Origin of the sequence: Limnohabitans sp. JirII-31 (genome assembly GCF_002778315.1) — a bacterium.
Lineage (GTDB): Bacteria > Pseudomonadota > Gammaproteobacteria > Burkholderiales > Burkholderiaceae_C > Limnohabitans.
In genome coordinates, this window is sequence record NZ_NESA01000003.1 from 56,501 (window position 1) to 83,191 (window position 26,691).

At 59.1% G+C, this 26,691-nt stretch carries 25 protein-coding genes and 1 other RNA gene; 9 read left to right on the forward strand and 17 right to left on the reverse strand.

Annotated elements, in window-relative coordinates; all coding sequences use genetic code 11:
• Position 1: 1 nt before the first annotated feature.
• From B9Z41_RS05365 to B9Z41_RS05385, 5 genes are all read right to left on the reverse strand, one after another.
• The gene (locus B9Z41_RS05365; protein ID WP_100145934.1) at positions 2–3,220 is read right to left on the reverse strand and encodes an efflux RND transporter permease subunit; all 3,219 of its coding nucleotides are present in this window, start codon (positions 3,218–3,220) and stop codon (positions 2–4) included.
• A gap of 117 nt (positions 3,221–3,337) precedes the next feature.
• Positions 3,338–4,519, reverse strand: coding sequence for a 5-methyltetrahydropteroyltriglutamate--homocysteine S-methyltransferase (locus tag B9Z41_RS05370; protein ID WP_100145936.1), 1,182 nt, complete (start codon positions 4,517–4,519; stop codon positions 3,338–3,340).
• Positions 4,520–4,533: 14 nt separating this feature from the next.
• Entirely contained in the window at positions 4,534–5,706 is a 1,173-nt protein-coding gene (locus B9Z41_RS05375; protein ID WP_100145938.1) for an ABC transporter substrate-binding protein, read from the reverse strand.
• A gap of 81 nt (positions 5,707–5,787) precedes the next feature.
• Positions 5,788–6,942: a J domain-containing protein gene (locus B9Z41_RS05380; protein WP_100146233.1), complete on the reverse strand. Its 1,155-nt coding sequence runs from the start codon at positions 6,940–6,942 to the stop codon at positions 5,788–5,790.
• 102 nt (positions 6,943–7,044) lie between these two features.
• A complete protein-coding gene (locus tag B9Z41_RS05385; protein ID WP_199172942.1) occupies positions 7,045–7,188 on the reverse strand; it encodes a DUF3149 domain-containing protein in 144 nt (47 codons plus the stop codon).
• 110 nt (positions 7,189–7,298) lie between these two features.
• On the opposite strand from B9Z41_RS05385, the gene moaA reads away from it, so the two are divergent.
• The 3 genes from moaA to glp are packed head-to-tail and all read left to right on the forward strand — an operon-like array spanning position 7,299 to position 10,384.
• Positions 7,299–8,462, forward strand: a complete 1,164-nt coding sequence (gene moaA, locus B9Z41_RS05390; protein ID WP_100145940.1) for a GTP 3',8-cyclase MoaA — start codon at positions 7,299–7,301, stop codon at positions 8,460–8,462.
• A 3-nt stretch (positions 8,463–8,465) separates the two neighbouring features.
• Entirely contained in the window at positions 8,466–9,104 is a 639-nt protein-coding gene (gene mobA, locus B9Z41_RS05395; protein ID WP_100145942.1) for a molybdenum cofactor guanylyltransferase MobA, read from the forward strand.
• Positions 9,101–10,384, forward strand: coding sequence for a gephyrin-like molybdotransferase Glp (gene glp / locus B9Z41_RS05400; RefSeq protein WP_100145944.1), 1,284 nt, complete (start codon positions 9,101–9,103; stop codon positions 10,382–10,384). Before mobA ends, glp begins: the two co-directional genes overlap by 4 nt.
• A gap of 8 nt (positions 10,385–10,392) precedes the next feature.
• Here the strand turns inward: glp and B9Z41_RS05405 are convergent, their stop codons facing one another.
• The 4 genes from B9Z41_RS05405 to B9Z41_RS05420 form a co-directional block, all read right to left on the reverse strand.
• The gene (locus B9Z41_RS05405; RefSeq protein ID WP_100145946.1) at positions 10,393–13,491 is read right to left on the reverse strand and encodes an efflux RND transporter permease subunit; all 3,099 of its coding nucleotides are present in this window, start codon (positions 13,489–13,491) and stop codon (positions 10,393–10,395) included.
• Positions 13,488–14,675 carry an efflux RND transporter periplasmic adaptor subunit gene (locus B9Z41_RS05410; RefSeq protein WP_100145948.1) on the reverse strand — a complete coding sequence of 396 codons (1,188 nt, stop codon included), beginning with the start codon at positions 14,673–14,675 and terminating at the stop codon, positions 13,488–13,490. The genes B9Z41_RS05405 and B9Z41_RS05410 overlap by 4 nt, the downstream gene beginning before the upstream one ends.
• Positions 14,676–14,807: 132 nt before the next feature.
• On the reverse strand, positions 14,808–15,260 hold the full coding sequence (gene rnhA / locus B9Z41_RS05415; RefSeq protein WP_100145950.1) for a ribonuclease HI: 453 nt from the start codon (positions 15,258–15,260) through the stop codon (positions 14,808–14,810).
• The gene (locus tag B9Z41_RS05420) at positions 15,257–15,997 is read right to left on the reverse strand and encodes a class I SAM-dependent methyltransferase (protein WP_233202540.1); all 741 of its coding nucleotides are present in this window, start codon (positions 15,995–15,997) and stop codon (positions 15,257–15,259) included. Before B9Z41_RS05420 ends, rnhA begins: the two co-directional genes overlap by 4 nt.
• Here B9Z41_RS05420 and gloB point away from each other — a divergent pair.
• The gene (gene gloB, locus B9Z41_RS05425; RefSeq protein WP_100145952.1) at positions 15,996–16,778 is read left to right on the forward strand and encodes a hydroxyacylglutathione hydrolase; all 783 of its coding nucleotides are present in this window, start codon (positions 15,996–15,998) and stop codon (positions 16,776–16,778) included. The genes B9Z41_RS05420 and gloB overlap by 2 nt on opposite strands.
• A complete protein-coding gene (locus tag B9Z41_RS05430) occupies positions 16,775–18,247 on the forward strand; it encodes a transglycosylase SLT domain-containing protein (protein ID WP_100145954.1) in 1,473 nt (490 codons plus the stop codon). Before gloB ends, B9Z41_RS05430 begins: the two co-directional genes overlap by 4 nt.
• A 33-nt stretch (positions 18,248–18,280) precedes the next feature.
• Here the strand turns inward: B9Z41_RS05430 and recR are convergent, their stop codons facing one another.
• From recR to dnaX, 3 genes are read right to left on the reverse strand one after another with little or no spacing between them, the layout of a single operon-like run.
• Complete coding sequence (gene recR / locus B9Z41_RS05435) at positions 18,281–18,877, reverse strand: recombination mediator RecR (protein WP_100145956.1); 597 nt, start codon at positions 18,875–18,877, stop codon at positions 18,281–18,283.
• Complete coding sequence (locus tag B9Z41_RS05440; RefSeq protein ID WP_100145958.1) at positions 18,877–19,200, reverse strand: YbaB/EbfC family nucleoid-associated protein; 324 nt, start codon at positions 19,198–19,200, stop codon at positions 18,877–18,879. The genes recR and B9Z41_RS05440 overlap by 1 nt, the downstream gene beginning before the upstream one ends.
• Positions 19,201–19,228: 28 nt before the next feature.
• The gene (gene dnaX / locus B9Z41_RS05445; protein ID WP_100145960.1) at positions 19,229–21,091 is read right to left on the reverse strand and encodes a DNA polymerase III subunit gamma/tau; all 1,863 of its coding nucleotides are present in this window, start codon (positions 21,089–21,091) and stop codon (positions 19,229–19,231) included.
• A 53-nt stretch (positions 21,092–21,144) separates the two neighbouring features.
• Here dnaX and ffs point away from each other — a divergent pair.
• Positions 21,145–21,241: signal recognition particle sRNA small type (ffs, locus tag B9Z41_RS05450), an RNA gene on the forward strand.
• Between the two features lie 236 nt (positions 21,242–21,477).
• Entirely contained in the window at positions 21,478–22,023 is a 546-nt protein-coding gene (locus B9Z41_RS05455) for a hypothetical protein (RefSeq protein WP_143474160.1), read from the forward strand.
• 56 nt (positions 22,024–22,079) lie between these two features.
• Here B9Z41_RS05455 and B9Z41_RS05460 read toward each other — a convergent pair whose 3' ends face one another.
• On the reverse strand, positions 22,080–22,325 hold the full coding sequence (locus B9Z41_RS05460; RefSeq protein WP_100145964.1) for a DUF3297 family protein: 246 nt from the start codon (positions 22,323–22,325) through the stop codon (positions 22,080–22,082).
• A 122-nt stretch (positions 22,326–22,447) separates the two neighbouring features.
• On the opposite strand from B9Z41_RS05460, the gene B9Z41_RS05465 reads away from it, so the two are divergent.
• Positions 22,448–22,792, forward strand: coding sequence for a zinc ribbon domain-containing protein YjdM (locus B9Z41_RS05465; protein WP_100145966.1), 345 nt, complete (start codon positions 22,448–22,450; stop codon positions 22,790–22,792).
• Here the strand turns inward: B9Z41_RS05465 and B9Z41_RS05470 are convergent.
• Positions 22,789–23,553, reverse strand: a complete 765-nt coding sequence (locus tag B9Z41_RS05470) for an SDR family oxidoreductase (protein ID WP_100146236.1) — start codon at positions 23,551–23,553, stop codon at positions 22,789–22,791. The genes B9Z41_RS05465 and B9Z41_RS05470 overlap by 4 nt on opposite strands.
• A gap of 11 nt (positions 23,554–23,564) precedes the next feature.
• Positions 23,565–24,539 carry a tripartite tricarboxylate transporter substrate binding protein gene (locus tag B9Z41_RS05475; protein WP_233202541.1) on the reverse strand — a complete coding sequence of 325 codons (975 nt, stop codon included), beginning with the start codon at positions 24,537–24,539 and terminating at the stop codon, positions 23,565–23,567.
• 135 nt (positions 24,540–24,674) lie between these two features.
• Here B9Z41_RS05475 and B9Z41_RS05480 point away from each other — a divergent pair, with 135 nt between their 5' ends.
• Positions 24,675–25,280 carry a glutathione S-transferase gene (locus B9Z41_RS05480; protein WP_100145968.1) on the forward strand — a complete coding sequence of 202 codons (606 nt, stop codon included), beginning with the start codon at positions 24,675–24,677 and terminating at the stop codon, positions 25,278–25,280.
• A gap of 3 nt (positions 25,281–25,283) precedes the next feature.
• Here B9Z41_RS05480 and arfB read toward each other — a convergent pair whose 3' ends face one another.
• Positions 25,284–25,688 (reverse strand): alternative ribosome rescue aminoacyl-tRNA hydrolase ArfB, encoded by a 405-nt coding sequence (arfB, locus tag B9Z41_RS05485; protein ID WP_100145970.1) that lies wholly within the window; start codon positions 25,686–25,688, stop codon positions 25,284–25,286.
• An 18-nt stretch (positions 25,689–25,706) separates the two neighbouring features.
• Positions 25,707–26,666, reverse strand: a complete 960-nt coding sequence (locus tag B9Z41_RS05490; RefSeq protein WP_100146238.1) for an AEC family transporter — start codon at positions 26,664–26,666, stop codon at positions 25,707–25,709.
• Between the last annotated feature and the right edge of the window lie 25 nt (positions 26,667–26,691).

The window sequence follows — 26,691 nt, forward strand, 5'->3', positions numbered from 1 at the left end:
CTCAGCTCTCCTGCGGGGTGTGTGACAACCCCTGTTCTTGACGCGATGCGCGATGGATCAACCACTGGTGAATATGGGCATAGATCACCGGCACGAAATACAAGGTAGAAATCGTGGCAAACAACAAGCCACCAATCACCGAGCGGCCCAGTGGCGCGTTTTGTTCGGCCCCTTCGCCAATGCCCAAGGCCATCGGAATCATGCCGATGATCATGGCCAAAGCCGTCATCAGCACCGGGCGGATGCGGGTCGAACCCGCTTCAAGTGCAGCCGACAACGGTGGCACCCCCTCCTCGCGACGCTGGCGTGCAAACGCCACCACCAAAATACTGTTGGCCGTGGCCACGCCCATGGTCATGATGGCCCCGGTCAGGGCGGGCACGCTCAAGGTGGTGCCCGTGACAAACAACATCCACGCGATGCCAGCCAGCGCTGCGGGCAAGGCGGTGATGATGATGGCGGCATCGATCCACGACTGGAAGGTCACCACGATCAACAGGTAGACCAACACAATTGCCATGGCCAAGCCCACCCCCAAACCGATGAACGACGACTGCATGGTTTGCACCTGGCCCCGAATGGTGACTTGGTTGCCGCGCTTGAGCTTGGGTGTGATCTCGTCGACCAAGGCTTGCACCTGCGAGGCCACACTGGCCAAGTCGGTGCCTTGCACGCTCGCATACACATCAATGGCCGACTGGATGTTGTAGCGCGAGACCACCGGCAATTGGCGTCCCACGCCCACGTCCACCAAGTTGCCCAGCAATTGCGTGGGGGTGGTGGATGGCAAGGAGCCGTTGACACCGCTGTTGGCGTTGGGTGTGGTGCCCACGGTGATGCCCAGCAAGGCATCGATGGAGTCCACCTTGTACTGGGGCGACTGCACCACCACGTTGTAGACCACGCCGTTTTGCGGGTTGAGCCAAAAAGCAGGCGCGGTTTGTGAGCTGCCCGACAAAGCAATCAACACGTTTTGCCCCACGTTGGCCGCACCCATGCCAAATTGCTGCAAGCGGGTGCGGTCCATCTTCAGGTCCACCACCGGGCCGTCCAAGCGCTGGTGCACATGGGCGTCCACCGCGCCAGGGATGTTGCGAATGGCCTTGGTCAACTCGGCTGCCAAAGCGGCGTTGCCCTGCACATCGCTGCCGGTGAACTGCACGTCAATGGCTGCGGGCAAACCAAAATTCAAAATCTGGGTCGAAATGTCAGCCGCTTGAAAAAAGAATTCCACGTTCGGAAAACGCTTGGGCAACTCGTTGCGCAGCAAGGTGACAAATTCGTCGGTGGGTTGGTGCCCCTTTTTCAAGGACATCAAAATTTCGCCGTCCATCGTGCCGATGGTGCCTGCGTTGCTGTACGACAGGTTGATGCCGCTGTTGGGCAAACCGATGTTGTCCAGAATGGTTTCCAACTGATCGGGCGGCACCAACTCGCGAATGACCGTCTCCACCGCATCGGCAATGCGTGCCGTCTCTTCAATGCGGGTGCCTGTGGGCGCGCGCATGTGCAGGCGAATTTGTCCGGCATCCACGTTGGGGAAAAAGTCGCGTCCCAGCACCGGGTAGAGCAAGCACGACAACAGGCAAAAGCCCATGAAGAACCCCATGAACTGACCGCGGTGCGACAAGGCTGCCGACACCGACAAGGTGTAGGCCCGGCGCACCCGTTCAAACTGCGTGTCGAAACTTCGGTAGACGCGTTGCAGCAAGCTGGGCTTGTCGTTGGCCGCGGCCTCGTGCACGCCGCCCATGAGCATCATCACCAAGGTGGGCACCAAAGTACGCGACAAGAAGTACGACGCGATCATGGCAAACACCACCGCCTCGGCCAGTGGCACAAACAAAAAGCGCGCCACGCCCGACAAAAAGAACATGGGCACAAACACAATGCAAATACACAAGGTGGCGACAAACGCGGCGGGGCCAATTTCGCCCGCACCCACCTCGATGGCATGGTTCAAGTCTTTGCCCAAGTGAATGTGCCGCTCGATGTTTTCAATCGTCACAATCGCCTGGTCCACCAAGATACCCACCGACAAGGCCAAGCCGCCCAGCGTCATGAGGTTGAGGGTCTCGCCCAGCGCAAACAACACCAGGATCGACGTCAAGATGGACAGCGGAATGGTCAACGCAATGATCACTGTGCTGCGCCAGTTGCCCAGAAACACCAGCACCATCAAGGCGGTCAAGCCCGCCGCAATCAAGGCCTCCACCACCACACCTTCAATGGCGGCCAGCACAAACACCGACTGGTCAAACAAAGGCGTGACCTTCACATCTTCGGGCAGCACCTGCACGGCTCGTGGCAGCAAGGCCTTGACGTTAGACACGATGTCCAAGGTGGATGCGCCGCCGTTTTTCAGCACCGACAACAACACCCCGCGCACACCGTCTTGGCGTACCACGTTGGTCTGTGGTTGGAAGCCGTCGCGCACATAGGCCACGTCTTTCAAGTAGGTGGTGATGTTGCCGCTGGTGCGCACTGGCAAATCGTTGAGGCCCGACAAGACACCGGGTGAGCCATTCAATCGCACCGTGTACTCGGTGTCGCCCATCTTCACCGTGCCTGAGGGCAAGATCAAATTCTGTGTGTTGACCGCGTTGACCACGTCAGCCGGCGTGAGCCCGCGCGCTTGCAAGGCCTGGGTGTCCAAGTCCACCGAGATGGCGCGGATTTTTCCGCCATAGGGAAATGGCGAGGCCACCCCAGGAATGGTGATGAGCTGTGGGCGCAAGCCGTTGACTGCGGCGTCAAACAACACGTTCTCGGGCAGCGTGGGGCTGGAGAGCGCCAGTTGCATGACCGGAATGCTCGACGCCGAATATTTAATCACCAGCGGCGGCGTGATGCCCGGTGGCAACTGACGCACCTGGGTTTGCACAGAGGCCACCACTTGGGCGATCGCGGTTTGGATGTTCACGCCGGGCTGGAAAAATACCTTTACCACCGTCACGCCCGCCAGGGACGTGGATTCGATGTGCTCGATGTCGCTGACAACCGTGGTCAAGCCGCGTTCGGTTTGCGCGGCAATGCGTTGGCCCATTTCTTGGGCAGGCAAACCGTTGTAGTTCCAGATGACGCTGATGACCGGAATGTTGATTTCCGGAAAGATGTCCGTCGCCATGTTTTTGAGCGCGAACGGCGTGGCCAACACAATCAAGATGGCCATCACGAGGAACGTGTAAGGGCGCTTCAGCGCCAACTGAACCATGGACATCAGGGGGGTGCTCCGTCTGCTGCAAAGCTGCGAGTGTAGGAGCGACCCCTGCACCACACCTGGGCGCGTGATACAAGGGTGACAAGGGTTAACCCTTGGGTCGAGATGCCTCGGCGTTCAAGCCTTCACATCACCCCAGACGCGACGCGCCACCTCCACCACGCGTTCGAGTTTTCGCCATTGGTCATCGTGGGTAATGATGTTGCCGTCCACCGTGCTGGCAAAGCCGCACTGCGGACTCAGGCCCAAGTCCTCCAGGGGCACCAAGCGGCTGGCGTCGTCGATGCGACGCACCAAGTCGTCGGCATTTTCCAGGCGGCCAAACTTGGTGGTCACCAGGCCCAACACCACCTTCACGCCACGCGGCACATGACGCAGCGGCGCAAAGTCGCCCGAGCGCTCGTCGTCGTACTCCAACAAAAAGTGGTCCACCTTCAGCCCGCCCAACACGGTGTCGGCAATGCGTTCGTAGCCACCCTCTGAAATCCAGCCACTGCGCGAGTTGCCACGGCACACATGGATGCCAATGGTGGTGTCAGGACGGCGCTTGGCAATGCAGGCGTTGGTCAAGTCAACATAGCGCTGCAAGCGCGCTTGCGGGTCGTCCCCTGAAGCCACCACCTCGGCACGCATGCGGTCGCTGATGAAGTAGGTCATCAACGGATCGTCGATCTGGATGTAGCGACAGCCTGCGGCTTCGAGCGCGGCAATTTCGGCGCGGTAGACCTTGACCACATCGGCAAAAAACTCTTCCATGTCGGGGTACGCGGTGGACGACACCGCCCCACGTCCGCCATGGAAATGCAAACGCGTGGGCGACGGCAAGGTGATCTTGGCCGTGCGCCCCGTCACGCCCTGCAAGTAGCTGAAGTCGGGCGCGGTGATGGGCGCATTGGCCCCAAGACGCCCGGTGGTCACCACGTTTTTGGGCACGTACTTCCAGCCATGGTCGTGGTCGTGGTCGTGGTCGTGGTCGTGGTCGTGGTCGTGGTCGTGGTCATCGTGGTCCGTGTTCGAGGCCACGAAGGCCTGGGCCGGGTTGCCGTCTTGAATCTCCACCCCCGAGAGGCCTTGCACAAAGTCAATCCACCAGTTTTCACGGCGGTATTCACCATCGACCACCACGCTAAAGCCACAGGCCTCTTGGCGCTTGACCACCTCGGCAATGGCGGCGTCTTCGGCATGGCGCAATGCGGCTTTGTCGATCTGGCCGTGTTGAAACTGCTCGCGCGCAGCGATCAGTTCAGGTGGACGCAACAAACTGCCGACCTGGTCGGCGCGGAAAAAAGGTTTGCTCATGGTGATGTCCTGGTTCAACGGGCGCGCGGAGGATCACGCACGTCTTTTTGTTCTTGAAACTCCACGTTGTAGAGCTCGCCATTGACTTTTTCAACCTTGCGCACGTACACGCTTTGCACAATGTCACGGGTGTTGGCGTCGATGTAAATCTGGCCCCGTGGGCTTTCAAAGATCTGGCCCTTCATGGCTGCCAACAAGGCGTCGCCACCGCCCTTGCCTGCCGTCTTTTTGAGGGCTTCATAAATCAAGCGTGTGCCGTCGTAGCCAAACACGGCCACCGCGTTGGGGCGCATGTTTTGGTTGGCCTTCTTGAACTCAGCCACAAATTTCTTGTTCAGCGCCGAGGGGTGGTCGGTCGAATACGGGTAAGACGTGACGATGCCCAAGGTGGCGTCGCCCATGCTGTTGAGGATGTCGTCGTCCACCACATCGCCGGTGCCAATCAAGCGGATGCCGGCACGGGCCAAGCCGCGCTCGTTGAACTGTTTCATCACCTGGGTGCCAATGCCCGAGGGCACAAACACAAACACGGCGTCGGGCGAGAGGTCGCGCACTTTTTGCAAGAACGGCGAGAAATCGGGGCTGCGCATGGGCACGCGCAAAGACTCCAGCACCTGACCCCCGTTGAGCAAGAAGCGGTCGACAAAGGTGCGCTCGGCATCGATGCCTGGGCCGTAGTCGGACACCAAGGTCACCACCTTGCGGATGTTGTTTTTGGAGGCCCATTCAGCAACGCCCACGGTGATTTGGGGCAAGGTCATGGACACGCGCACCATGTAAGGCGAGGCATCGATCACCGACGAGGTGGCCGCCAACATGTTGACCATGGGAGTTTTGGACTGGGTGGCAATAGGGCCCGTGGCCAGCGCCAGCGGGGTCAAGCCAAAACCAGCCAGCACATCGACCTTGTCGTTGACCACCAGCTCTTGCGCCAGACGCTTGGTGACGTCGGGCATGCCGGTGTCGTCTTTCACAATCAGCTCGACCTGACGGCCTGCAATGTTCACACCCTGTTGGGCCATGTAGAGCTTCACACCGGCCAGCATTTGTTTGCCGGTGGAGGCAAAGGGGCCGGTCATGGGTGTGAGCAAACCAATTTTGAACGGCTTGTTTTGCGCGCTCGCGGGGTTGAGTCCCATCACGATGGGGGCGGCCACCATGGCCTTGATCAGACTGCGTTTGTCCATGCTTGTCTCCTTTTGTTGTCGGGCGTGTGAATTAAACCACTGGCCACGCATGGTGCCATGGCTTGCGCTGCGTCATGCCAGTCAACTCATAGGTTCAGGTGTTGCCTTCGCTTGCTCTTTGGCTTGCAGCGCCTGCTCTTTGAGCCAGCGCTTGAGTTCGCTGTCGTGCTGGACGCGTCGCAAGTCCGCCTGTAGGCGCTCCAGCGCGTAGCGCCGGTCGGCCTGGATGCGTTGCAAGGCCTGTGTCCAAGTGTCCTCGCCAGACTGCATATCCAGCACAACCCCAAGCTCCTGGCTGAGACGCGACTGCAACTGCCACACATCGTCTTGCAAGGCAGCCAACTGCTCTTTGAGCAGCAAGGACATGGCGACCAATTTGTCATGCGATAGGCGTGCCATGTGCTGCGGGTCCACCTGCGCCACTTGCAATTGCAGGTGCAGCAAGGTGGTGAGGTCTTGGCGTTCGTAGGCGGCATTGACCTCGCCCATCAAGCGGGTCTTGCGCTGTTGCGCTTGCGGGTCCATTTCACGATCGGGATGCAACAGGCTGGCGAGTTGTCGGTACACGGTACGAATCGCGCTTTTGGCATCGCTTTGCTGCGGCGCATGCTGTGGGTGTGGGGTGGGCCGACGCTGGGCTTTGCGTGCCGCACGCTTGGCCGCCTTGCGGGCCGCGTCGGCGTCGTGCTGTTGTTGCCACTGGCGCATGCCTGCGGCCAGCACCTCATCGGGGCTTTGGTAAAGGCTGGGGTTGTGCAGCGGCTGACCCATGGCGTCCTCGATCTTTTCGCGCAGACGCTGTGCTGCCAACATGCTGTCTTGTGCCGCGTCGTGTGCAGCGTCCTCTTCGTGGTAGAGCTCATGCAGTGCTTGAACTTGCGCGTCGCTGGATGGGCTCAATTGGGTGATCAAGCGCCGCATTTGCTGGCGCGCCATGCGTTGCTGCTGGGCCGTCAAGTCGGCCGTTTGCACACGTTCATGCAACAACAGCAACAGGCTTTTATGAAGATGAGCGGTTTGATTCGCCGCCTCATACAACACCTGCATGTGTGCATAGCGGTGACGGTCAGACCATGCTTGCAAGCGCGCCATCTGGACTGACGCCGCCTCGATGCGCGCCAGCAATTGGTTGAAGGCTTGCTGCGCGGGGGACAGGCTGTCGTTGTCAGGTGGCTGAACACGCAAGCCCAAGGTGGGTGCGGCGACGCTGGGGGTTTCTTCAGGCAAAGGGGACATCACAACCATCGGGCATTCAGTGCATGCCACGGCATGGGTGAATGCGATGTTAAGTGATCCTTGGGTGGGCCATGCACTGCAAGGCCTCAGCAGCGGCCCTGCTCACTCGTGGGTGCTTTTGCCCGTCTCGTCCATCAACCCCAAAAACACGCGCAGAAAGTACACCGCCATGACCAAAACGAACCCAATCACGGCCAAACTCATCAGCCCGTAGTCGGTAGAAAAAAGATCAGTCAGCATTTTCATCAAAGTGCTCCTTTCGAGTAACAACAGCCCAACTATGCGCGCGGCCCATGCGTTGCGCCCTGATCTACATCAAGGCATGGGGGGATCGGGTGCTGAGGCAAAATCGGGAAATGTCTGAACGCGTCATTCCGTTGGTTGACCAACGCCTCCAAGCCCTTTCTGCGGTGGTCCCGACGCAGCCTATTCTGGCCAGCGGTGGGCTCAGCGATGCACTGGGTCGTCCTTTGCATGATTTGCGCATCAGCGTGACCGACCGCTGCAACTTCCGCTGCAACTACTGCATGCCCAAAGAAGTGTTCAACAAAGACTATGCCTATCTGCCGCACAGCGACTTGCTGAGCTTTGAAGAGATCACCCGTCTGGCCCAGGTCTTTGTCAGCCACGGCGTGCGCAAAATTCGCCTCACTGGCGGTGAGCCTCTGCTGCGCAAAAACCTGGAGGTGCTGGTGGCCCAACTGGCCGCGCTGCGCACGCCCGATGGCTCGCCACTGGACCTGACGCTCACCACTAACGGTTCTCTGCTCGCACGCAAGGCGCAAGCCCTCAAAGAGGCGGGCTTGAACCGTGTCACCGTCAGCCTGGACGGCCTGGACGACGCGGTGTTTCGCGCCATGAACGACGTGGACTTTCCGGTCGCCGATGTGCTGAACGGCATTGCCGCCGCACAAGCAGCGGGCTTGGGCTTGGATGCGCAAGGGCGCAGCAGCGGCATCAAGGTCAACATGGTGGTCAAGCGCAGCACCAACGTGAACCAAATCGTACCCATGGCCCGCCACTTCCGAGGCAGCGGCATCACACTGCGCTTCATCGAATACATGGATGTGGGTGCCACCAACGGCTGGTGCATGGACGACGTGTTGCCTTCGGCTGAGGTGATTCGCTTGATCCAGCAAACCTATCCACTGGTGCCCCTGGAACCCAGCGCCCCTGGCGAAACCGCACAGCGCTGGGGCTACGCCGATGCGTCGGGTCGCTTTGACCCAAGCCTGGGCGAAGTGGGCGTGATCAGCAGCGTCACGCAGGCGTTTTGCCGCGACTGCAACCGCGCCCGCTTGTCCACCGAAGGCAAGCTCTACCTGTGTTTGTTTGCCAGCCAAGGCTACGACCTGCGCCAGTTGCTGCGCCAACCTCACGGCACCGACGCCGATGTGGCCTCGGCCATTGGCCACATCTGGCAAGGCCGCGATGACCGTTACTCCGAGCTGCGCGCCAGCATGCCCACTGACGCCAGCCCTGCGGTGCGCCGGGTTGAAATGAGCTACATCGGTGGATAAGCCATGACAGACCCCATCATTGCGCAAGACATCACCGGCATCATCTTGGCCGGAGGGCGCGGCAGCCGCATGGGCGGCGTGGACAAGGGCTTGCAAAACTTCAACGGCATGCCCCTCGCGTTGCACACCCTGATGCGCCTCGCCCCCCAAGTGGCCGAGGTCATGGTCAACGCCAACCGCAATTTGTCGGCTTACGAGTCTTTGGGGGTGTCGGTCTGGCCCGATGCTTCGGCTGACTTTGCGGGCCCCTTGTCGGGCTTTCTGGTGGGCCTGGAGCATTGCGAAACGCCTTACCTGCTGACCGTGCCCTGCGACAGCCCGCGCTTTCCGCTCGATCTGGCCGAACGCTTGGGCGACGCATTGGCGGCGAACAACGCCGACATTGCCATGGCTGCCGCCCCCGAAACCAACGCACAAGGCGAGGTGCAGGTGCGCACGCAACCGGTGTTTTGCCTGCTGCGCCGCGAGCTGCTGGAGAGCCTGGTGCGCTTCACCCACAGCGGTGGGCGCAAGATCGACGCCTGGACCGCCCAGCACCACACGGTGGTGGTGCCCTTTGATGCACCCACCGATGATCACTTGGCCTTTTGCAACGTCAACACCTTGCAGGAGTTGCAAGCGCTGGAAAACGCCGCTCCATGAAAAGCCTCGCCGACATTGCTGCCGCTTTGCAGGGCTACGACCCGCAAGCCCTGACCGTGACCCAGGTGGGCGAGTTTTTGGCCCAGTTGGCGCAGCCGCTTTCTGCGAATGAAGCGCAAGACATTGCGCTGTTTGACGCGCTGGGCCGGGTGCTGGCCCAAGATGTGATCTCGCCCATCCATGTGCCGCCTCACAACAACTCGGCCATGGACGGTTTTGCCTTAGATGGCAGCCAACTCTCTGCCACGCAAGCGTTGCACCTGCGTGTGGTCGGCACCGCCCTGGCGGGCAAAGCCTGGCAAGGCCGCGTGCAAACGGGCGAGTGCTTGAAGATCATGACCGGGGCCATCTTGCCCGAGGGCTTGGACACGGTGGCGCCGCTTGAGCTTTGCCAAGTTGACACCGCGCCAGACGCCACCACCGTCACCGTGCCTGCGGGCGTGTTTCAGCGGGGCGACAACCGTCGCTTGCAAGGCGAAGACCTGAAACAAGGCCACGCGGCTTTGCCCGCAGGCGCCCACCTGACGCCAGCAGCCTTGGGACTGATCGCGAGCTTGGGGCAGCCCACGGTGCGGGTACACCGCCGTTTGCGGGTGGCCTACTTCTCGACCGGCGATGAAATTTTGAGCTTGGGTGAAGCGCCTCGCGAAGGCGCGGTGTACGACAGCAACCGCTTCACGGTGTTTGGGCTGCTCACGCGCATGGGCTGCGAGGTGATCGACCTCGGCGTGGTGCGCGACGACCCACTGTTGCTGGAAGCAGCTTTCGCCAAGGCTGCCGCACAGGCTGACGCCATCATCACCAGTGGCGGCGTGAGCGTGGGCGAAGCCGACTTCACCAAAGCCATGATGAAAAAACTCGGCGACGTGGCGTTCTGGAAAATCGCCATGCGCCCAGGCCGCCCCATGGCCGTGGGGCGCTTGGGGAACTCGGTTTTGTTTGGTCTGCCTGGCAACCCGGTGGCCGTGATGGTGACCTTCTTGGCGTTTGTACGCCCGGCCCTGCTGCGCATGATGGGCAGCACCGCCCCCACACCCCCGCTGCTGCGCGCCAAGAGCCTGGAGGCTTTGCGCAAAAAACCCGGCCGCACCGAGTACCAGCGCGGCACGGTGAGCACCGCTGCGGACGGCAGCTTGCACGTGCGCACCACGGGCAATCAGGGCTCAGGCGTGCTGAGCTCGATGGTGCAAGGCAATGGCTTGATCGTGCTGCACCACACCCAAGGCAACGTCGCCGTGGGCGACGAAGTGGATGTGATGGTGTTTGAAGGGGTGGTCTGACCGATGCCTCAAGGCATCATCTCAGGCGCAATCTCCATCGGGCCCGTGCCGCTGTAGCGCTCCAAGTAGATGTAGATCACAGGCGTGATGTAGAGCGTGATCACCTGCGAGAACGCCAAGCCCCCCACCACCACAATGCCCAGCGGCATACGCAACTCGGCGCCTGCGCCCAGACCCAAAGCAATGGGCAAGGCGCCCATCATGGCGGCCAGGGTGGTCATCAGAATCGGGCGGAACCGGGTCAAGCACGCCGAGCGGATGGCCTCACGCGGTGTCAGCTTGTGATGGCGTTGTGCCTCCAGCGCGAAGTCGATCATCAAAATCGCGTTCTTCTTCACGATACCAATCAACAGCAAGATGCCGATGGTGGCAATGATGGTCAGCTCCATGTTGAAGAGGCGCAAGAACACCAAAGCACCAATCGCTGCTGACGGCAAGCCCGCCAGAATGGTCAAGGGGTGGATGTAGCTTTCGTACAAAACACCCAGCAACACATAGATCACAAACACCGCGCTGACCAGCAAGATGATTTGACCGGCCTGACCACTTTGGAACACCGCCGCATCGCCGCCATAGCTGGTGATGATGGTGGGGGGCAGGTGGATGTCTTTGACGAAGGTATCGATTTTTTTCGTCGCATCCCCCAAAGGCACATCAGGCGCCAGGTTGAACGAAATGGTGACCGAGGGAATTTGTCCTTGGTGGTTCACCGCCGTGGGCCCGATGAAGCGTTTGAAGGTGGCCAAACTTGAGAGGGGCACCAAGCGGTCGGTGGCGCGGCCGCGCAGGTAAATGTCGTTCAAGCCATTTTCAAATTGGCGGCTTTCCTCGACCGACTCCAGAATCACCTGGTAGGTGTTGACCGGGGTGTAGATGGTGGAGATTTGTTTCTCGCCGTAGGACGAGTACAAGGCGGTGCGGATGTCGGCCATCGTCACGCCGGCGCTGGCCGCTTTTTCACGGTCGATGTCGATCAGCACGTTCAAGCCCTTGAGCTGCGAGTCGCTGGTGACGTCGCGGAAGATGGGGTCTGCCCGCATCTCGCGCAGCATCTTCTCGGACCACTCGTTGACGCCGTCAAAACCCACGCTTTGCAAAATGAACTGGTAGCGGCTTTTGCTGACTTTGCCGCCCAACTGCAAGTTTTGGATCGGGCGCATGTACACGTTCATGCCGGGGATAGAGCGGAACTTGCCACGCAAGCCTTCCAACACTTTTTGCATCGGAGCGCGTTCGCTCTTGGGCTTGAGGTTGATGAACATGCGGCCGTTGTTGGGCAAGTTGCCGGTGTTGGCGCCGCCCCCGACAAACGACACCATGCTCAACACGTTGGGGTCGTTGCGCACCATGTCTGCAGCCTGGTCTTGCAACTTCAACATGGCCGAGAAAGAGATGTCTTCAGAAGCCTCGGTGGTGATCAGGATTTGGCCAATGTCTTCTTCCGGGAAGAAGCCCTTGGGCACCCAGATGTACATCGCAATGGTGACGGCGAACGTGCCAATGGCCACCGCCAACACCGAGCGCTGATGGGCCAAGCACCAGTCCAAACTGGACTCGTACCCCTTGAGCACCCAGTGGAACAACTGGTCGAACTTGACCGTGATCCAGTAGTCTTTGGGCTCTTCGCCGTGCTTGGGCAAGAAGCGGCTGCACAGCATGGGCACCAAGGTGAGAGACACCACGGCAGACACCAAGATCGAGAGCGACACAACCACCGCAAACTCGCGGAACAGCAAGCCAATGGGACCGGGCATGAAGAAGATCGGGATGAACACAGCGACCAGCGAAATCGAGATCGAGATGATGGTGAAGCCCACCTCTTTGCTGCCCTTGAGTGCGGCTTTGAGTGGGTGCATGCCCTCTTCCACATAACGCACGATGTTCTCTAGCACCACGATGGAGTCGTCCACCACCAGACCCACGGCCAGCGTGATGCCCAGCAGCGACACGTTGTCTAGGCTATAGCCCAACCAGTACAAGATAAAGAAAGCACCGATCAGCGACACCGGCAAGCTCAGCGCGGGAATCACGGTGGCAGCGGCATGCTTCAAGAACAAGAAAATCACCAACACCACCAGAGCCACGGTCAAGGCCAGGGTGTAGTTGACGTCATGGATGGACTCACGAATGGACGACGACCGGTCGTTGAGCAAGTTGATCTGCATCGACCCGGGCATTTGTTTTTCAAAATTCGGGATCATGCGGCGAATGCCGTCAACCACTTTGACGGTGTTGGCGCTGGGTTGACGCAATACGGCAATGATGACCGAGCGCTCGCCCATGTAGGAGCCACTGGTTTTGACCTGCTCATAGCTTTCGCTGACCACGGCCACATCGGACAGGCGAATCGGCAAGCCATTGCGCTGCGCAATCATCAAATTGGCAAAGTCTTTGGCATGGACCAACTGAGGGTTGGCGTAAATCGTCAACGCTTGACGTGGCCCGTCCAACACCCCCACAGGCGCGTTGGAGTTGGACTTGTTGATGGCTTGCGCCACATCGTCCATGGTCAAGTTGTTCATGGCCAACTTGGCGGGGTTGGCACGCACGCGCACGGCGTAACGCTTTTGGCCGTAGACCAACACCTGCGCCACCCCATCGATGGTGGACAGGTTGGGCGAAATCAGGTTCTCGGCGTAGTCACTGACTTCAAACAAGTCCATCGACGGCGAGCTCAAGGACATCAACAGCACCGGCGCATCGGCGGGGTTGACCTTGCGGTAAGACGGCGGGATCGTCATCTCAATGGGCAAGCGGCGCTGCGCACGCAGCAGGGCTGCTTGCACGTCCACGGCGGCTTTGTCGATGTCGCGCTCGTTGTTGAACTCCAGCGTGATGACGGTGGAGCTCAAAAAGTTGGTCGAGCTGATGACCGAAATGCCGTCGATGGTGGAGAACTCTTTCTCCAAGGGCAGCGCCACCGAAGAGGCCATGTTCTCTGGGCTGGCCCCCAGCAAGGTGGCCGAAACCTGAATCACCGGGCTATTGAAGCTGGGCAACGCGGCCACTGGAATTTTGGTGTACGCAATGACACCCGCCACCACTGTCGCAATCGACAGCAGGATCGTCATCACCGGACGACGAATACAGAGTTCTGAAATCGTCATTTTTGGGCTTCGGTTTTTGCGTCTGTTTTCACGTCGGCTTTGGCTTCGGGCTTGGCTTCGGTTTTGGCCGCAGCGGCATCGCGCACTTTGCCCTTGGGACGCAGGTTTTGTTTGCCTTCGACCACCACTTTGTCACCCGCATTGAGCCCGGTGATCACAGCAAAGCCTTGGCCTTGTGTGAGCACCTTGATGGGTTTGAGTTCGACGGTGTTTTCCGCGTCCACCACAAACACTTGCTCACCACGGGTGTTGGCCACCACGGCTTGCGACGGCACCACCAACGCATCTTTGATGTTGCCCGCATTGAGTTGCACGCGCACAAACTGCCCAGGGATCAAGGAATGGTCGGTATTGACAACTTCAGCTTTGACCTTGACCGCGCCGATGGCCGCATCCACTTGGTTGTCAATCACATACACCTTGCCTTGGCGCTTTTGACCGCCCGTGGCTTGCAACGACACCATGGGCGTTTGACCCGCTTGTTGCAACGCAAACAAAGGCCCCAAGGCACTCTCGGGTACCGTGAACTGCACATTGATGGGATCGAGTTGGGTGATGGTCACCATCGCACCTTGGGTGGTGGTGGCCGTGGCTGTGGTGGTGGTCGACACCGTGTTGCCCGGCTGCACCAAGGCGCCGGGGAAGACGTTGATGATGCCCGCACGCCCAGTGATGGGTGAGCGGATGGTGTCGTAACTCAGCGCAGCTTCAGCGGCCTTGGCAGCCGCCAAGGTGGCCTGCGCGTTGGCACGTGCCGTATCGACCGAGCCCTGGGAAATAAAGTTTTGGCGCAGCAATTCGAGTGCCCGGTCGTACTGACGCTGGGCATCGTCTGCGGCCGCCTTGGCCTTTTCGTAGTTGGCACGGTCGGCACGGTCATCAAGCGTGAACAAGATGTCACCGGCCTTGACTCGTTGCCCGTCTTTGATGTGCACCTTGGCCACCACATTGGTCACTTGAGGACGCACATCGACGACGTTGGCAGCCACCGTGCTGCCTGTGGATTCAACCACCACGGGAAAGTCGCGTTGTTCCACCACAAAGGTGGTCACTGTCTGCACCTGGGCTTTGACTTCAGCCTTTTCCACTGGCCAGAAAATTTTGGCGGCCCCTCCCGCGAGGATCAACACAAGAACTAGCCAAAGCAGACTTTTTTTGATGGATGTTTTGGAGCTGTAGGGCATGGCAGACAGGTAGAGGGGGTGACGAAAAAAGCAACAAATCGCAATGTAACAGTTAGCATGCAAAGAATATCTTGGGTTGCTCCCTACCCCCCTGTTTGAGCGGGAATATTTACCCGGACTTCACAATTTCTGTCACTTATTGGACAACACCATGTCCACCCCTCGATTGGCCAGTCCGTCGGCGCGCTCGTTGTCGACATGGCCCGCGTGGCCCTTCACCCAATGCCAAGTGATGTGGTGCACACCGTCGTGTGTGAGTCCATCCAATTGCTGCCACAGGTCGGCGTTTTTCACGGGCTGCTTGGCGGCGGTGCGCCAGCCACGGGCTTTCCAGCCATGGATCCACTCGGTGATGCCTTTGCGCACGTACTCACTGTCCAAGTACAAGGCCACTTGGCAGGGACGCTTGAGGGCACGCAAGGCTTCGATCACAGCGGTCAACTCCATGCGGTTGTTGGTGGTGTTGAGTTCGCCACCACATATTTCTTTTTCTTGGCCGGTGGGAGAGCGCAGCAAAGCCCCCCAACCACCCGGCCCCGGGTTGCCTTTGCAAGCGCCGTCGGTGTAAATCTCAATCTTGTTCATTCCATTCCTTTTGAAGCTGTCGTGATGGCACGGGCTTGGCGTGCCGATGGACGTGTCCAGGCCGGTTCCAGCAGGCGCATGCCACGCACGCGTTTGATGGCCACCATGCAGTAGACCGCGCCAAAAATGGGCCACCAACGGGGCCCGGCTTTGTCCATCCATGCCATGCGCTGCAGCCAGCGCTCGGAGCGCAAGGCGGGTCGGTAACAGCCCAAGCTGTTAGAGGCCACCTCAAAACTCAGCAGTTGCAACCAATCACGCAAGCGCCAGTGCCCGATGGGCTGCCCCACGTCACCTGCGCCTTTGCGCCAACTTTGTGGCACACCCCACAGGCTGGTGGGATTGAAGCCCAGCACCACCACCCGCCCCTCGGGCACCAGCACACGTTCCACCTCGCGCAAGGTGGCGTGCGGGTCTGGGCTGAGCTCCAGGGTGTGAGGCAACACCACCAAATCCAGGCTGCCATCCGCAAAAGGCAGCGCGTGCGATTCAGTCAGCAGCAGACCATCGCCCTGGGTGTATGACTCAGGCACGGTGTCACAACCTAACCAGCGGTAAGGGATGCGGTTGTTTTGCAAGGCATTCAACTCGGGCAAACCCAACTGCAAGGCATGAAAGCCAAACACATCGGCCACAGCCTGGTCACACTGCGCCTGCTCCCAGGTCAACGCGTATTGACCCGCTGGGGTGCGCAGCCAATCGTGCAAACTATCGGTTTTGAGAGGTTCTTGTGTCATGAAGCTGATTTCTCTGCCCGCTTTCGCCGACAACTACCTGTGGTTGTGGCAACAAGATTCACAGGCCGTGGTGGTCGACCCGGGTGACGCGCAACCCGTTTTGGAGGCACTGGCACGCGATGGACTGACGTTGGCGGCGATTCTAGTCACCCATCACCATGCAGACCATGTGGGTGGTGTGGATGTTTTGCGCCGTGCCACGGGTGCGCGGGTGTTTGGCCCCGCGCGTGAAGACATTCCCGGGCCGTTCACGGCAGTGATGGAGGGTGACCAATTCACGCTGCTGGGACAACAGGTGCGCGTGCTAGACGTCCCAGGCCACACGGCAGGCCATGTGGCTTACTTCGTTGCGGATGCACCCGAGAGTCCAGTTTTGTTTTGTGGCGACACCTTGTTTTCAGGCGGTTGTGGTCGGGTGTTTGAAGGTACGCCCGCGCAAATGCTGGCATCGCTGGATGCGCTCGCAGCTTTACCCAACAACACCCGTGTGTGTTGCGCCCACGAGTACACTCTGTCCAACCTGCGATTCGCAGCCGTGGTCGAACCTCGCAACAGCGCGTTGCAAACCTACACGGCGCATTGCCAAGCACTTCGTGCGCAGGGGCTGCCAACCCTGCCTGCGCTGCTTGGCACCGAGTTACAGATCAACCCGTTTTTACGGACCAGACATCCTGATGTACGACAAGCGGTCGCACATCATGCAGGGTTCGCACAAGCCACACCCACAGACGATGTGACCGTGTTTGCAACCCTGCGCCAATGGAAGAACGACTTCAAATGAAATTTGCATTTTCTGTTGTGAGCCTGGTGCTGGCCCTGCTCAGTGGCTGCGCCAATTTGCCCAACGACACCGCAGACAAAGCCGCTGACCCGATCGCAGAGGTGGCCAAAAAATCTGGTCTTAGCCCCGTGGGCAAAGGCTCTGTGCCACGCCAAGGCGTTGCCCATTTGGCCCTGCCCAACGATTTGTGGGAGCGCATTCGCAAGGGCTACAGCATGCCCGACCTGGACACCGAGCTGGTGCAAGACCGCACCCAGTGGTATGCCAACAAGCCTGACTACATCCAGCGCATGACCGAGCGCTCCAGCAAGTATTTGTTCCACATCGTTGAGGAGTTGGAGCGGCGTCAGATGCCCACCGAGCTGGCCCTGTTGCCATTCATCGAAAGCGCCTTCAATCCGCAGGCTGTCTCGAGTGCGCGGGCCAGCGGCATGTGGCAGTTCATGCCAGCCACCGGCAAAAGTTTTGACCTCAAGCAAAACGCCTTTCGCGACGACCGCCGCGATGTGCAAGCCTCCACCCGCGCCGCGCTGGACTACCTGCAACGTTTGTATGGCATGTTTGGCGATTGGCATTTGGCCTTGGCCGCGTACAACTGGGGCGAAGGCAATGTGGGCAAAGCGATTGCGCGCAACCAACGCGCAGGCCTGCCCACGGGCTATGCCGACTTGAACATGCCGATGGAAACACGCATGTATGTGCCCAAGTTGCAAGCCATGAAAAACATCGTGGGGAGCCCCACCGTATTCAACGTGGTGCTGCCCAACATTCCCAACCACCCTTATTTTCAAAGCGTGCCACTGCCACGCGACATGGATGTGAGCGTGGCAGCCAAGTTGGCCGAAATTTCTGTGGAAGACTTCAAGGCACTCAACCCCTCGGCGCACCGTCCTGTGTTGCTGGCAGCGGGCATTCCGTCGATCTTGCTGCCATGGGACAACGCAGAAGTGTTTCAGCGCAATTACGAATCTTCGGCCATGGGGCGCATGGCCACCTGGACGGCCTGGATCGCCCCCAGCACCATGAAAGTCGCAGATGCGGCGAAACGTGTGGGTATGAGTGAAGGTGACTTTCGGGCCCTCAACAACATCCCCCCACACATGATGATCAAGGCGGGCTCGGCGCTGTTGGTGCCACGCTCAGCGCAAATGGGCGAAGACGTGACTGCGGGTGTGGCAGACAACGGCCGCTTGGACCTGTCGCCCGAGCAAATGCTCAAGCGCATCACCGTGAAAGCAAGCAAACAAGACACCGTGGCTAGCTTGGCCAAGCGCCACAACGTCAAACCCGAGCAAGTGGCCGAATGGAACAAAGTGTCTGCCAGCGCCAGCTTCAAAGCAGGCCAGCAAGTGGTGCTGTTTGTGCCCCCGAAAGCGGGCGGCACCAAAGTGGCGGCCAAGTCCTACGACAAAGTCACGGTGGCGAACAAGAAGAAACCATCGAACGACACCCGCTTGGCCAAAAAATAAACCCGCCGTGCATGGGCGGGTTCGCGGTTGAGCTCAAGCGCTGCGCCGGTCCACCAAGGCATGGGCGATGGTGCCCAAGTCCACATATTCCAACTCACTGCCCACCGGCACACCACGTGCCAAGCGGGTCACCTGCACGCTTCGGCGCTTCAAGGCTTCGCCCAGCACGTGGGCTGTCGCCTCGCCTTCAGCCGTGAAGTTGGTGGCCAAAATCACCTCCGTCACCACACCATCACTGGCGCGCTCCATGAGTTTTTGCAAGCCAATGTCTTTGGGCCCAATGCCGTCGAGTGGGCTGATGCGCCCCATCAACACAAAGTACAAGCCCTTGTAAGCGGCCGTACGCTCCACCGCCGATTGGTCCGCCGGGGTTTCGACCACACACAAACGCGTGGTGTCACGCGACTCGTCCAAACAGGTCTCACACACCGGCTGGGTGGTGAAGGTGTAACAACGCTCGCAATGCTGAACCGCAGCCGCGGCTTGGTGCAGCGCTTGTGACAGCAGTTCGGCCCCTTCGCGGTCGTGCTGCAACAAGTGATAGGCCATGCGCGAGGCCGATTTGACGCCCACACCCGGCAAGCGTCGCAAGGCCTGTATCAGGCCCTCCAGCACAGACAGGTCGGCCATTAAAACGGCATCTTCAAACCGGGCGGCAAACCAGCGGTGAGTTTGCTCATCTTGGCATCACTGGTTTCAGCTGCCTTGCGCACGGCATCGTTGAAAGCCGCAGCCACCAAGTCTTCCAGCATGTCTTTGTCGTCAGCCAGCAAGCTGGGGTCAATCGTCACGCGTTTGATGTCGTGCTTGCAAGTCATCAGCACTTTGACCAAACCCGAGCCCGATTCACCGGTGACCTCAATGTGGGCTAATTCTTCTTGGGCCTTTTTGAGGTTGTCTTGCATGGCTTGGGCTTGCTTCATCAAACCAGAGAGTTGTCCTTTGTTGAACATGTTTTTCCTTCAAATAAAACAGAAATACTCACGCAGGTTGAATGCTGCCCGGAACGATTCGCGCGCCGTAGTCTCGCATCAAGCCTTGCACATAGGGGTCGTTGAGGATGGTGGCTTCAGCCGCCAACTGACGCTCAGCGGCAGCGGCTGCATTGCGTTTGGCCGGGCTGTCTTGCACACGGCCCACCTCTACCGTCAAGCGCACGGCATGACCGGCGGCGGCCAGCGCCTGCTGCAAACGTTCACGGCTGGTGGTGCTGTTGAGCGATTCGCGCTCCACGCGCAGCATCCAGGTATCGGTGTCGCGTGCCACCAATTGAGACTGCAAGGCCAGCTCACGCACCAAGGCGTTGATGGTCTCGGCGGCTGCCATTTGCGTCACCAAGGCATGCCAAAACTCGCCCTCGGGCGTGGGAATGACCTGAACTGCCTCCGTCTGTGGCGAGGCAGATCGGTCTAGGCCGAGGCTGGGTTCGGGTTGCTGACGCACGGGCACAGCCACCAAGCCCGTGTCGTGTGACTGGGTCATGGCAGGTGGCACGGCCGCAGAGGATGCAGGCACGTGGGCGGTGCGCTGCGGCAGCTCGCGCACGGGCAGTTGTTGGCCTGAAGGCTGGGTCGCCCCCGACCCGACAGATTCAGTCGGTTTAGCCAAGGTAACGAGGGCTGGCACAGGGACAGCAACAGGCGCCACGGCAACCGCAGCGACTCTTGCAGGCGGGGGTGTCAGTGCGACACGGGGCTCAATTGGAGTTTTTTTTTCAGCCAATGCGCTTGCGTGTGTGTCGGGAGCAGGCTTGAACGCCAGCAGCCGCAGCAACACCATGGTCATGGCGGCGTATTCGTCAGGGGCCAAGCCCAACTCTTGGCGACCATGCAGGCACAGGCTGTACAGCAGCTGGGTTTCGTCGGCAGGCATCAGCTGGGCCAGACGGGCTAAGTCTTGCGCCTCTGGATCTGGATCTGATTCGGCCATGCTGGGCACCGCTTGCAACACGGCCATGCGTTGCAACACTTGGGTCATGTCTTCCAGCGTGGCCGCAGCACTCAAGCCATGGACACGCAAAGCCTCCGAAGTCTCGACCACCGATTGGCCGTCGCCCAAGGCCAAGGCCTCGACCAAACGAAACACATGGGTACGGTCGGCACTGCCCAACATCTGGCGCACCGCCGCCTCTTGCAATTGGCCACCGCCATAGGCAATGGCCTGGTCGGTCAAGCTCAGTGCATCGCGCATCGAGCCGCGTGCGGCGCGCGCCAGCAAACGCAAGGCTTGGGGTTCTGAGGCAATGTGTTCTTGCGCTAGCACATGGCCCAAATGCTCCAGCACCGTCTCGGGTGCCATCGGCCGCAGGTTGAACTGCAAACAACGCGACAACACCGTGACTGGCACTTTTTGCGGATCGGTTGTGGCCAGCACAAACTTCAAATACTCGGGCGGCTCTTCGAGCGTTTTCAACATCGCGTTGAACGCGGTGTTGGTGAGCATGTGCACCTCGTCGATCATGAAGACCTTGAAGCGCCCTTGCACGGGCTTGTACACCGCCTGTTCGAGCAGTGACTGGACCTCGTCCACACCGCGGTTCGAGGCTGCATCCAGCTCGGTGTAGTCCACAAAGCGGCCCGCATCGATGTCGATACAGGCTTGGCACACGCCACACGGCTCAGCCGTGATGCCACCTGTGCCGTCCGCCCCTTGGCAATTGAGCGACTTGGCCAAAACCCGCGACACCGTGGTCTTGCCCACACCGCGCGTGCCTGTGAAGAGGTAAGCATGGTGCAGACGCTGAGTGGTCAGGGCATTGGTCAATGCTTGCACCACGTGCTCTTGCCCCACCATCTCGGTGAAGGTTCTGGGACGGTACTTGCGGGCGAGCACGAGATAAGACATAAGCGGGCGATTCTAAAGGGTCGCTCTGGTGGCTTATGACTACAATTGCGTCTGACGGGCCTTCCCACATGGGGAAGCGGCCAACCGGGTCAGGTGGGGAACCAAGCAGCCCTAACCGTGGAGCCAGTGCTGGGGTCAAGGTCCGTCACCCTCCCCTTTTTTTGATAGCGCCCCTTTGCGGGATTGTTGCGTTCAACCCTGCACGCAACAGGCGGCTTGCACGCCATATTTATGTTCGAGATCGCACATAAATATCTTCATACATCGTTGATTTATATGCAAGCCAAGCGCGTATATAACGTCAGTGAACCTACAAATGTCCCAGCATACGAGTCAACTACCTGGATGAACTACTATGAAAAAAACATCTAATTTCAATAAATTCCGTGTCTCACCCATTGCGACTTTCCATCATCTCAGGTACAGCGATCAGTTATTACTTGCTGTACCAACTGAACATTTTTTTGTTCGGTTCGCTGAACTTTTCTCATCGCGTTGATTGGGTATTTTTGCCTAGCGGATTGCGCTTGGCATTCGTTTTGTTATTTTTAGGCGATGGCGCCATCGGCATCGCCTTAGCGTCTACCTTGATCACGTATTTGATGTACTTCGACGGAAGTTATGTGTCGATGGTGTTATCGGGATCGCTGGCTGGGTTGGCGCCCTATATCGCAAGGCTGGTGGCTATCCACTGGTTCAACCTGGAAGAGAACCTGGTCAATATTAAAAATATTGGGCTCTTCAAAATTTCAGTTTTATTCGCCATCATCAGTGCTGTCATCCACCAGCTTTGGTATTTTTGGATCGGCAAAACCAGTGACTTCATTGACAGTGCCTTGGTGATGATGGTCGGAGATTGGCTAGGCACCGTGCTGGTTTTGGCGGCACTGCAAATTTGTATTGTGGTGAATCGAAAACTTCAGCAACGCTGACCCACGCATCTGCCGTGCCAAGTTGTCAGTTGATATGAAACTCGCAGAGCGACGGCTCAACGGTAAAACGCTTCGACACGACCTTTGAGTTTGATCAGCAGTGGCTTGCCCTTGCGGTCCAGTGTCTTGCCAGCAGGCACTTTGATCCAGCCTTCGCTGATGCAGTACTCCTCTACATCGGAACGGTCTTTGTCATTGAATCGAATGCCAATGTCATGATCAAACACAGCCGCAACGTGATGCGGGCTGCGCGGGTCAATCGACAAATGGTCTGGCAATGCGGGTGGGGTGGCTTGCGTCATGCTGGGGTACTTTCAAACGGGTGACATCAAACAACGATGTCCAAAAAACATGGCCTTGATTTTGGCATGCCAGTTCACACACGCCGCCTACACTTGCCGCTTTGCCCTCGCGACACCAACCTATGAACGCCCTGCCCGCTTGCCCCCAATGCTTGCTTGAAAACACCTATCCCGATGCAGACAACTATGTCTGTGCCGACTGCGGCCACGAGTGGCCGATGCTGGCGGCAACAGCCCATCAGGTCGATGAAGACGATGCCGTGGTCAAAGACGCCAACGGCAATGTATTGAACGACGGCGATGCGGTGGTGCTGATCAAAGACCTCAAAGTCAAAGGCTCTTCGACCACCTTGAAGATGGGCACCAAAGTCAAAAGCATTCGCCTGGTCGGAGGTGACCACGAAGTGGATTGCAAGATGGATGCAGGCAACTTCATGCTCAAAGCCTGCTTTTTGCGCAAAGCCTAAATCGTCACGCCACCGTCCACCACCAAACTCTGACCGGTCACATACGAGCCAGCTCGCGAGGCCAAAAACACAGCGGCACCGGCAATCTCATCGGGCTCTCCAATGCGGCGCAGCGGTGTGGTGGCCATGCGCTCTGTCAGCGCCGCAGGGTCTTCCCACAGGGCACGGGCAAAGTCGGTTTTGATCAAGCCAGGTGCAATGCAATTGACCCGTACGTTGTGCGGCCCATACTCCACAGCCAAGTTGCGTGCCAACTGCATGTCGGCCGCCTTGCTGATGCAATAGGCCCCAATCACGGGCGAGCCACGCAAGCCGCCAATCGACGACACGATGATGATGGAGCCCGAACGTTGCGCCACCATCTGCGGCGCCACCAAGGCGATCAACCAATGGTTGGAGACGATGTTGTTGTCCAAAATCTTGCGGAACTGTTCGTCGGCAATGCCCGCTTGCGGCCCGTAATAGGGGTTGCTCGCGGCATTGCACACCAACACATCAATGCGTCCGAACTGTCGGTTGGTTTCTGACACCAAGTGACTTAAATCATCTTTGGACGAGATGTTGGCGGGCACCGCCGTGGCACGCCCGACACCATATCGCGCGTTGATGGCATCGGCCACCTCGGCACACGCAGCAGCTTTGCGTGACGAAATCACCACCCGCGCACCATGCTGTGCCAAACGCTCAGCGATGGCGCGCCCAATGCCGCGTGACGACCCGGTGATGATGGCCACTTGACCTTCAAGATTGAACAAATTCACACCCACTCCCTTTATTCAGCCTTCACACCGGCGGCGGCAATCACTTTGGCCCACTTGGCAATTTCGTCGTCTAAAAATTTGGCTGCCTGTTCGGGCGTGGTGCCCCCTGGCTCGATGCCCAAGCTTTCAAACCGGGCCTTCATCTCGGGCGTGTTGATGGCCTTGGCAGTCTCTGCCGACATGCGGTTCACGATCTCGCGTGGCGTTGCTGCCGGGGCGAGAAACAGCACCCACGTGGAGCCTTCTATCGCGGGGCCACCAGCCTCGGCAATGGTGGGCACCTCGGTCACACCAGGCACGCGTTTGTTCGAGAACACGGCCAGCGCCTTGATCTTGCCGCTGCGCACATGGGGCATCAACGCGCTCGGGGTGTCGGTCAAGATTTGCAAGCTGCCACCCATCAAGTCATTCAACGCAGGCGCTGTACCTTTGTAGGGCACGTGCACCATGTCCGCACCCGAGACTTGCTTGAACAACTCTTGTGTCAAATGCGCCGCTGCTCCAACGCCCGAAGAGCCAAACGACACCTTGCCTGGATTGGCCTTGGTGTACGCGATCAGTTCTTTCACATCCTTGACCGGCAAATTGTTGTTCACCGTCATCAACAAAGGGGCCACCCCCACCAAGGACACTGGGGCAAAACTCTTCACCACGTCATAGGGCAAACGCCCAGCGTACAGCGTGGCGTTGGCGGCATGCGCCCCAATCACGGTGAGAAAGGTGTAGCCATCGGGCGCCGCGCGAGCAGCCAGTTCGGCGCCCAGGATCGAATTGGCACCGGGTTTGTTTTCCACCACGATGTTCCAACCTGTCTGCTCTTGCACTTTTTGCACCACCATGCGCGTGGCGCTGTCGGTGATGCCCCCAGGCGGGTAAGGAATGATCCATTTGATGGGTTTGCCAGGCCAGGCTTGGGCCCCCGCGAGCAGCGGAAAAACCATCACCAGCAACCAAGCTGCACGTCTGAAAAAACCGAATGCATGCATACGCTGTCTCCTGTTGTGATTCAGACCTGCGTGCACAACGGCTCTGAGGTCTAGGGCCCATTATGCGAACAGCACACCCCGCCACGGCGTCTGATTGGCGACAGGTTTTACCAGCCTGTTGGGAAATACTTGGTCATGAAAATTTACTTCTCCCCCACCTCCCCCTACGTGCGCAAATGCATGGTGACAGCCCACGAATTGGGCCTTGCCGACCTGATTGAACTGCTGCCCGCCAGTGCCCATCCGGTCACGCGCGATGCCAGCATCGTGGCCAACAATCCGCTGGGTAAAGTGCCCACCTTCATCACCGACGATGGCCAGGTGCTCTACGACAGTCGGGTCATTTGTGAATACCTCAATGCCCTGGGTCATGGGCGCTTATTGCCTGCCGAGGGGCCGGCGCGTTGGGAAGCCTTGACACTGCAATCGCTGGGTGACGGCATCTTGGACGCGGCCTTGCTGGCGCGCTACGAGAACAATGTGCGCCCCCAAGCCCTGCGTTGGCCCGACTGGGTCGCAGGCAAGATCGACGCCATCCACACCTCACTGGCCCATCTCAACCAACACCCTGAACTGTTCGCCAAAGACTTCCACCTCGGCCTGCTCACCATCGGCTGTGCGCTGTGGTACCTGGACCTGCGCTACCCTGAGCTCGCTTGGCGTGACAACTACCCCGCGTTGGCACAAGCCTCTGCGGCCACCTTGGCACGATCATCCATGGCCCAAAGCTGGTCGCTGTGATGGTCACACAGGCACCCGGGCGCGCAAAGCCTTGGTGCCTGAGGTTTTTTTCTTAGACTCCAAGCGGCGTTGCTTGGAGCCATAGGTGGGCTTGGTTGGTCGGCGTACCTTGGGTGGCACAGCCACACTGTTGACCAACTCAATCAAACGCGCCAAGGCTTCCACGCGGTTCATGTCTTGGCTGCGATGTTCCTGTGCTTTGATGACGACCACACCGTCACGTGTGATGCGGCTGTCACGCAAAGCCAGCAAGCGCGCTTTCACGCCGTCGGGCAAGGACGAGGCACCAATGTCAAAGCGCAGATGAATGGCACTCGACACCTTGTTGACGTTTTGACCGCCTGCCCCCTGGGCGCGCACAGCCGTGAGCTCAACCTCGGACTCTTCAATCGTTAAGCGGCGTGTCATGCAAAACCTGTGACATCTTCAGCCAGCACCCAAATACCAACCCGGCACCTGACTCATGCCCCACAGCAAAGCGCTGATGGTGAAGAACGAGGCCACTGTCGTCACCAACAAAGCGGCTGCGCAAAAGCTCTCTTTGCCATGGCGTTGCGCCAAGATGGGAAAAATGCCCATCATCGGCATGCTGGCTAGCAGCACCCCCGAGATTTGCAAGGTGGTATCCATCGGTCCGACCACCCACAACATGAGCCCCACCAACAAAGGGTGCAACAACAACTTGGAAGCTGCGATCCAGCTCACCGCCTTCATCTGCCCTTGGACCTGCATGCCCACCAACGAACCGCCGTTGACAAACAAGGCAATGCCTGCACACGCCACCGCAAACAAATTGACGGTCTTGAAGATCACGGCTGGCAAGTGCCAATCCATCATTGAAAACACAAAGCCTCCCACGATGGCCCACAGCATGGGGATTTTCAGCAAGCGCTTGAAACTCTCCAGCACTGTGTGCTGCCATGACGCGTGCTCAGACTCCCCGCTGTCGGCCAAGGCAAGCCCCAAGGGAATGATGACCAAGTTCTCGATTAACACCGTCAGGGCCATGCCCACGCCCGCCACCGGCCCCAAAATCTGCAACAAGATCGGGTAGCCCACATAGCCGCTGTTGGAACAACTCACGCCCATGCCCACCAGGGCACTCATCGTCAGGTCTTGGCGACGGCCATAGCGCCACGTGGCAAACCCGATGGCATAAGCCAGCAACGAACCCACGGTGTAGGCCAGCAAATAACTGGGGTGCAACACGTCTTGAAAGTCGCGCTGCGACAAGGCGTTGAACAGCATGGCTGGCAAGGCAAAGTTCAGCACAAAGCGACCAAACACATGCATGTCGGGTTTGCTGAAAAAGCCGCTGCGGGTAGCCACGTAACCGGTGCCAATGGAGAGATAAATCGGGGCCGTGATGGTCAAAATGTTCAGCATGCCCCAATTGTGCTGGATCAGCCCC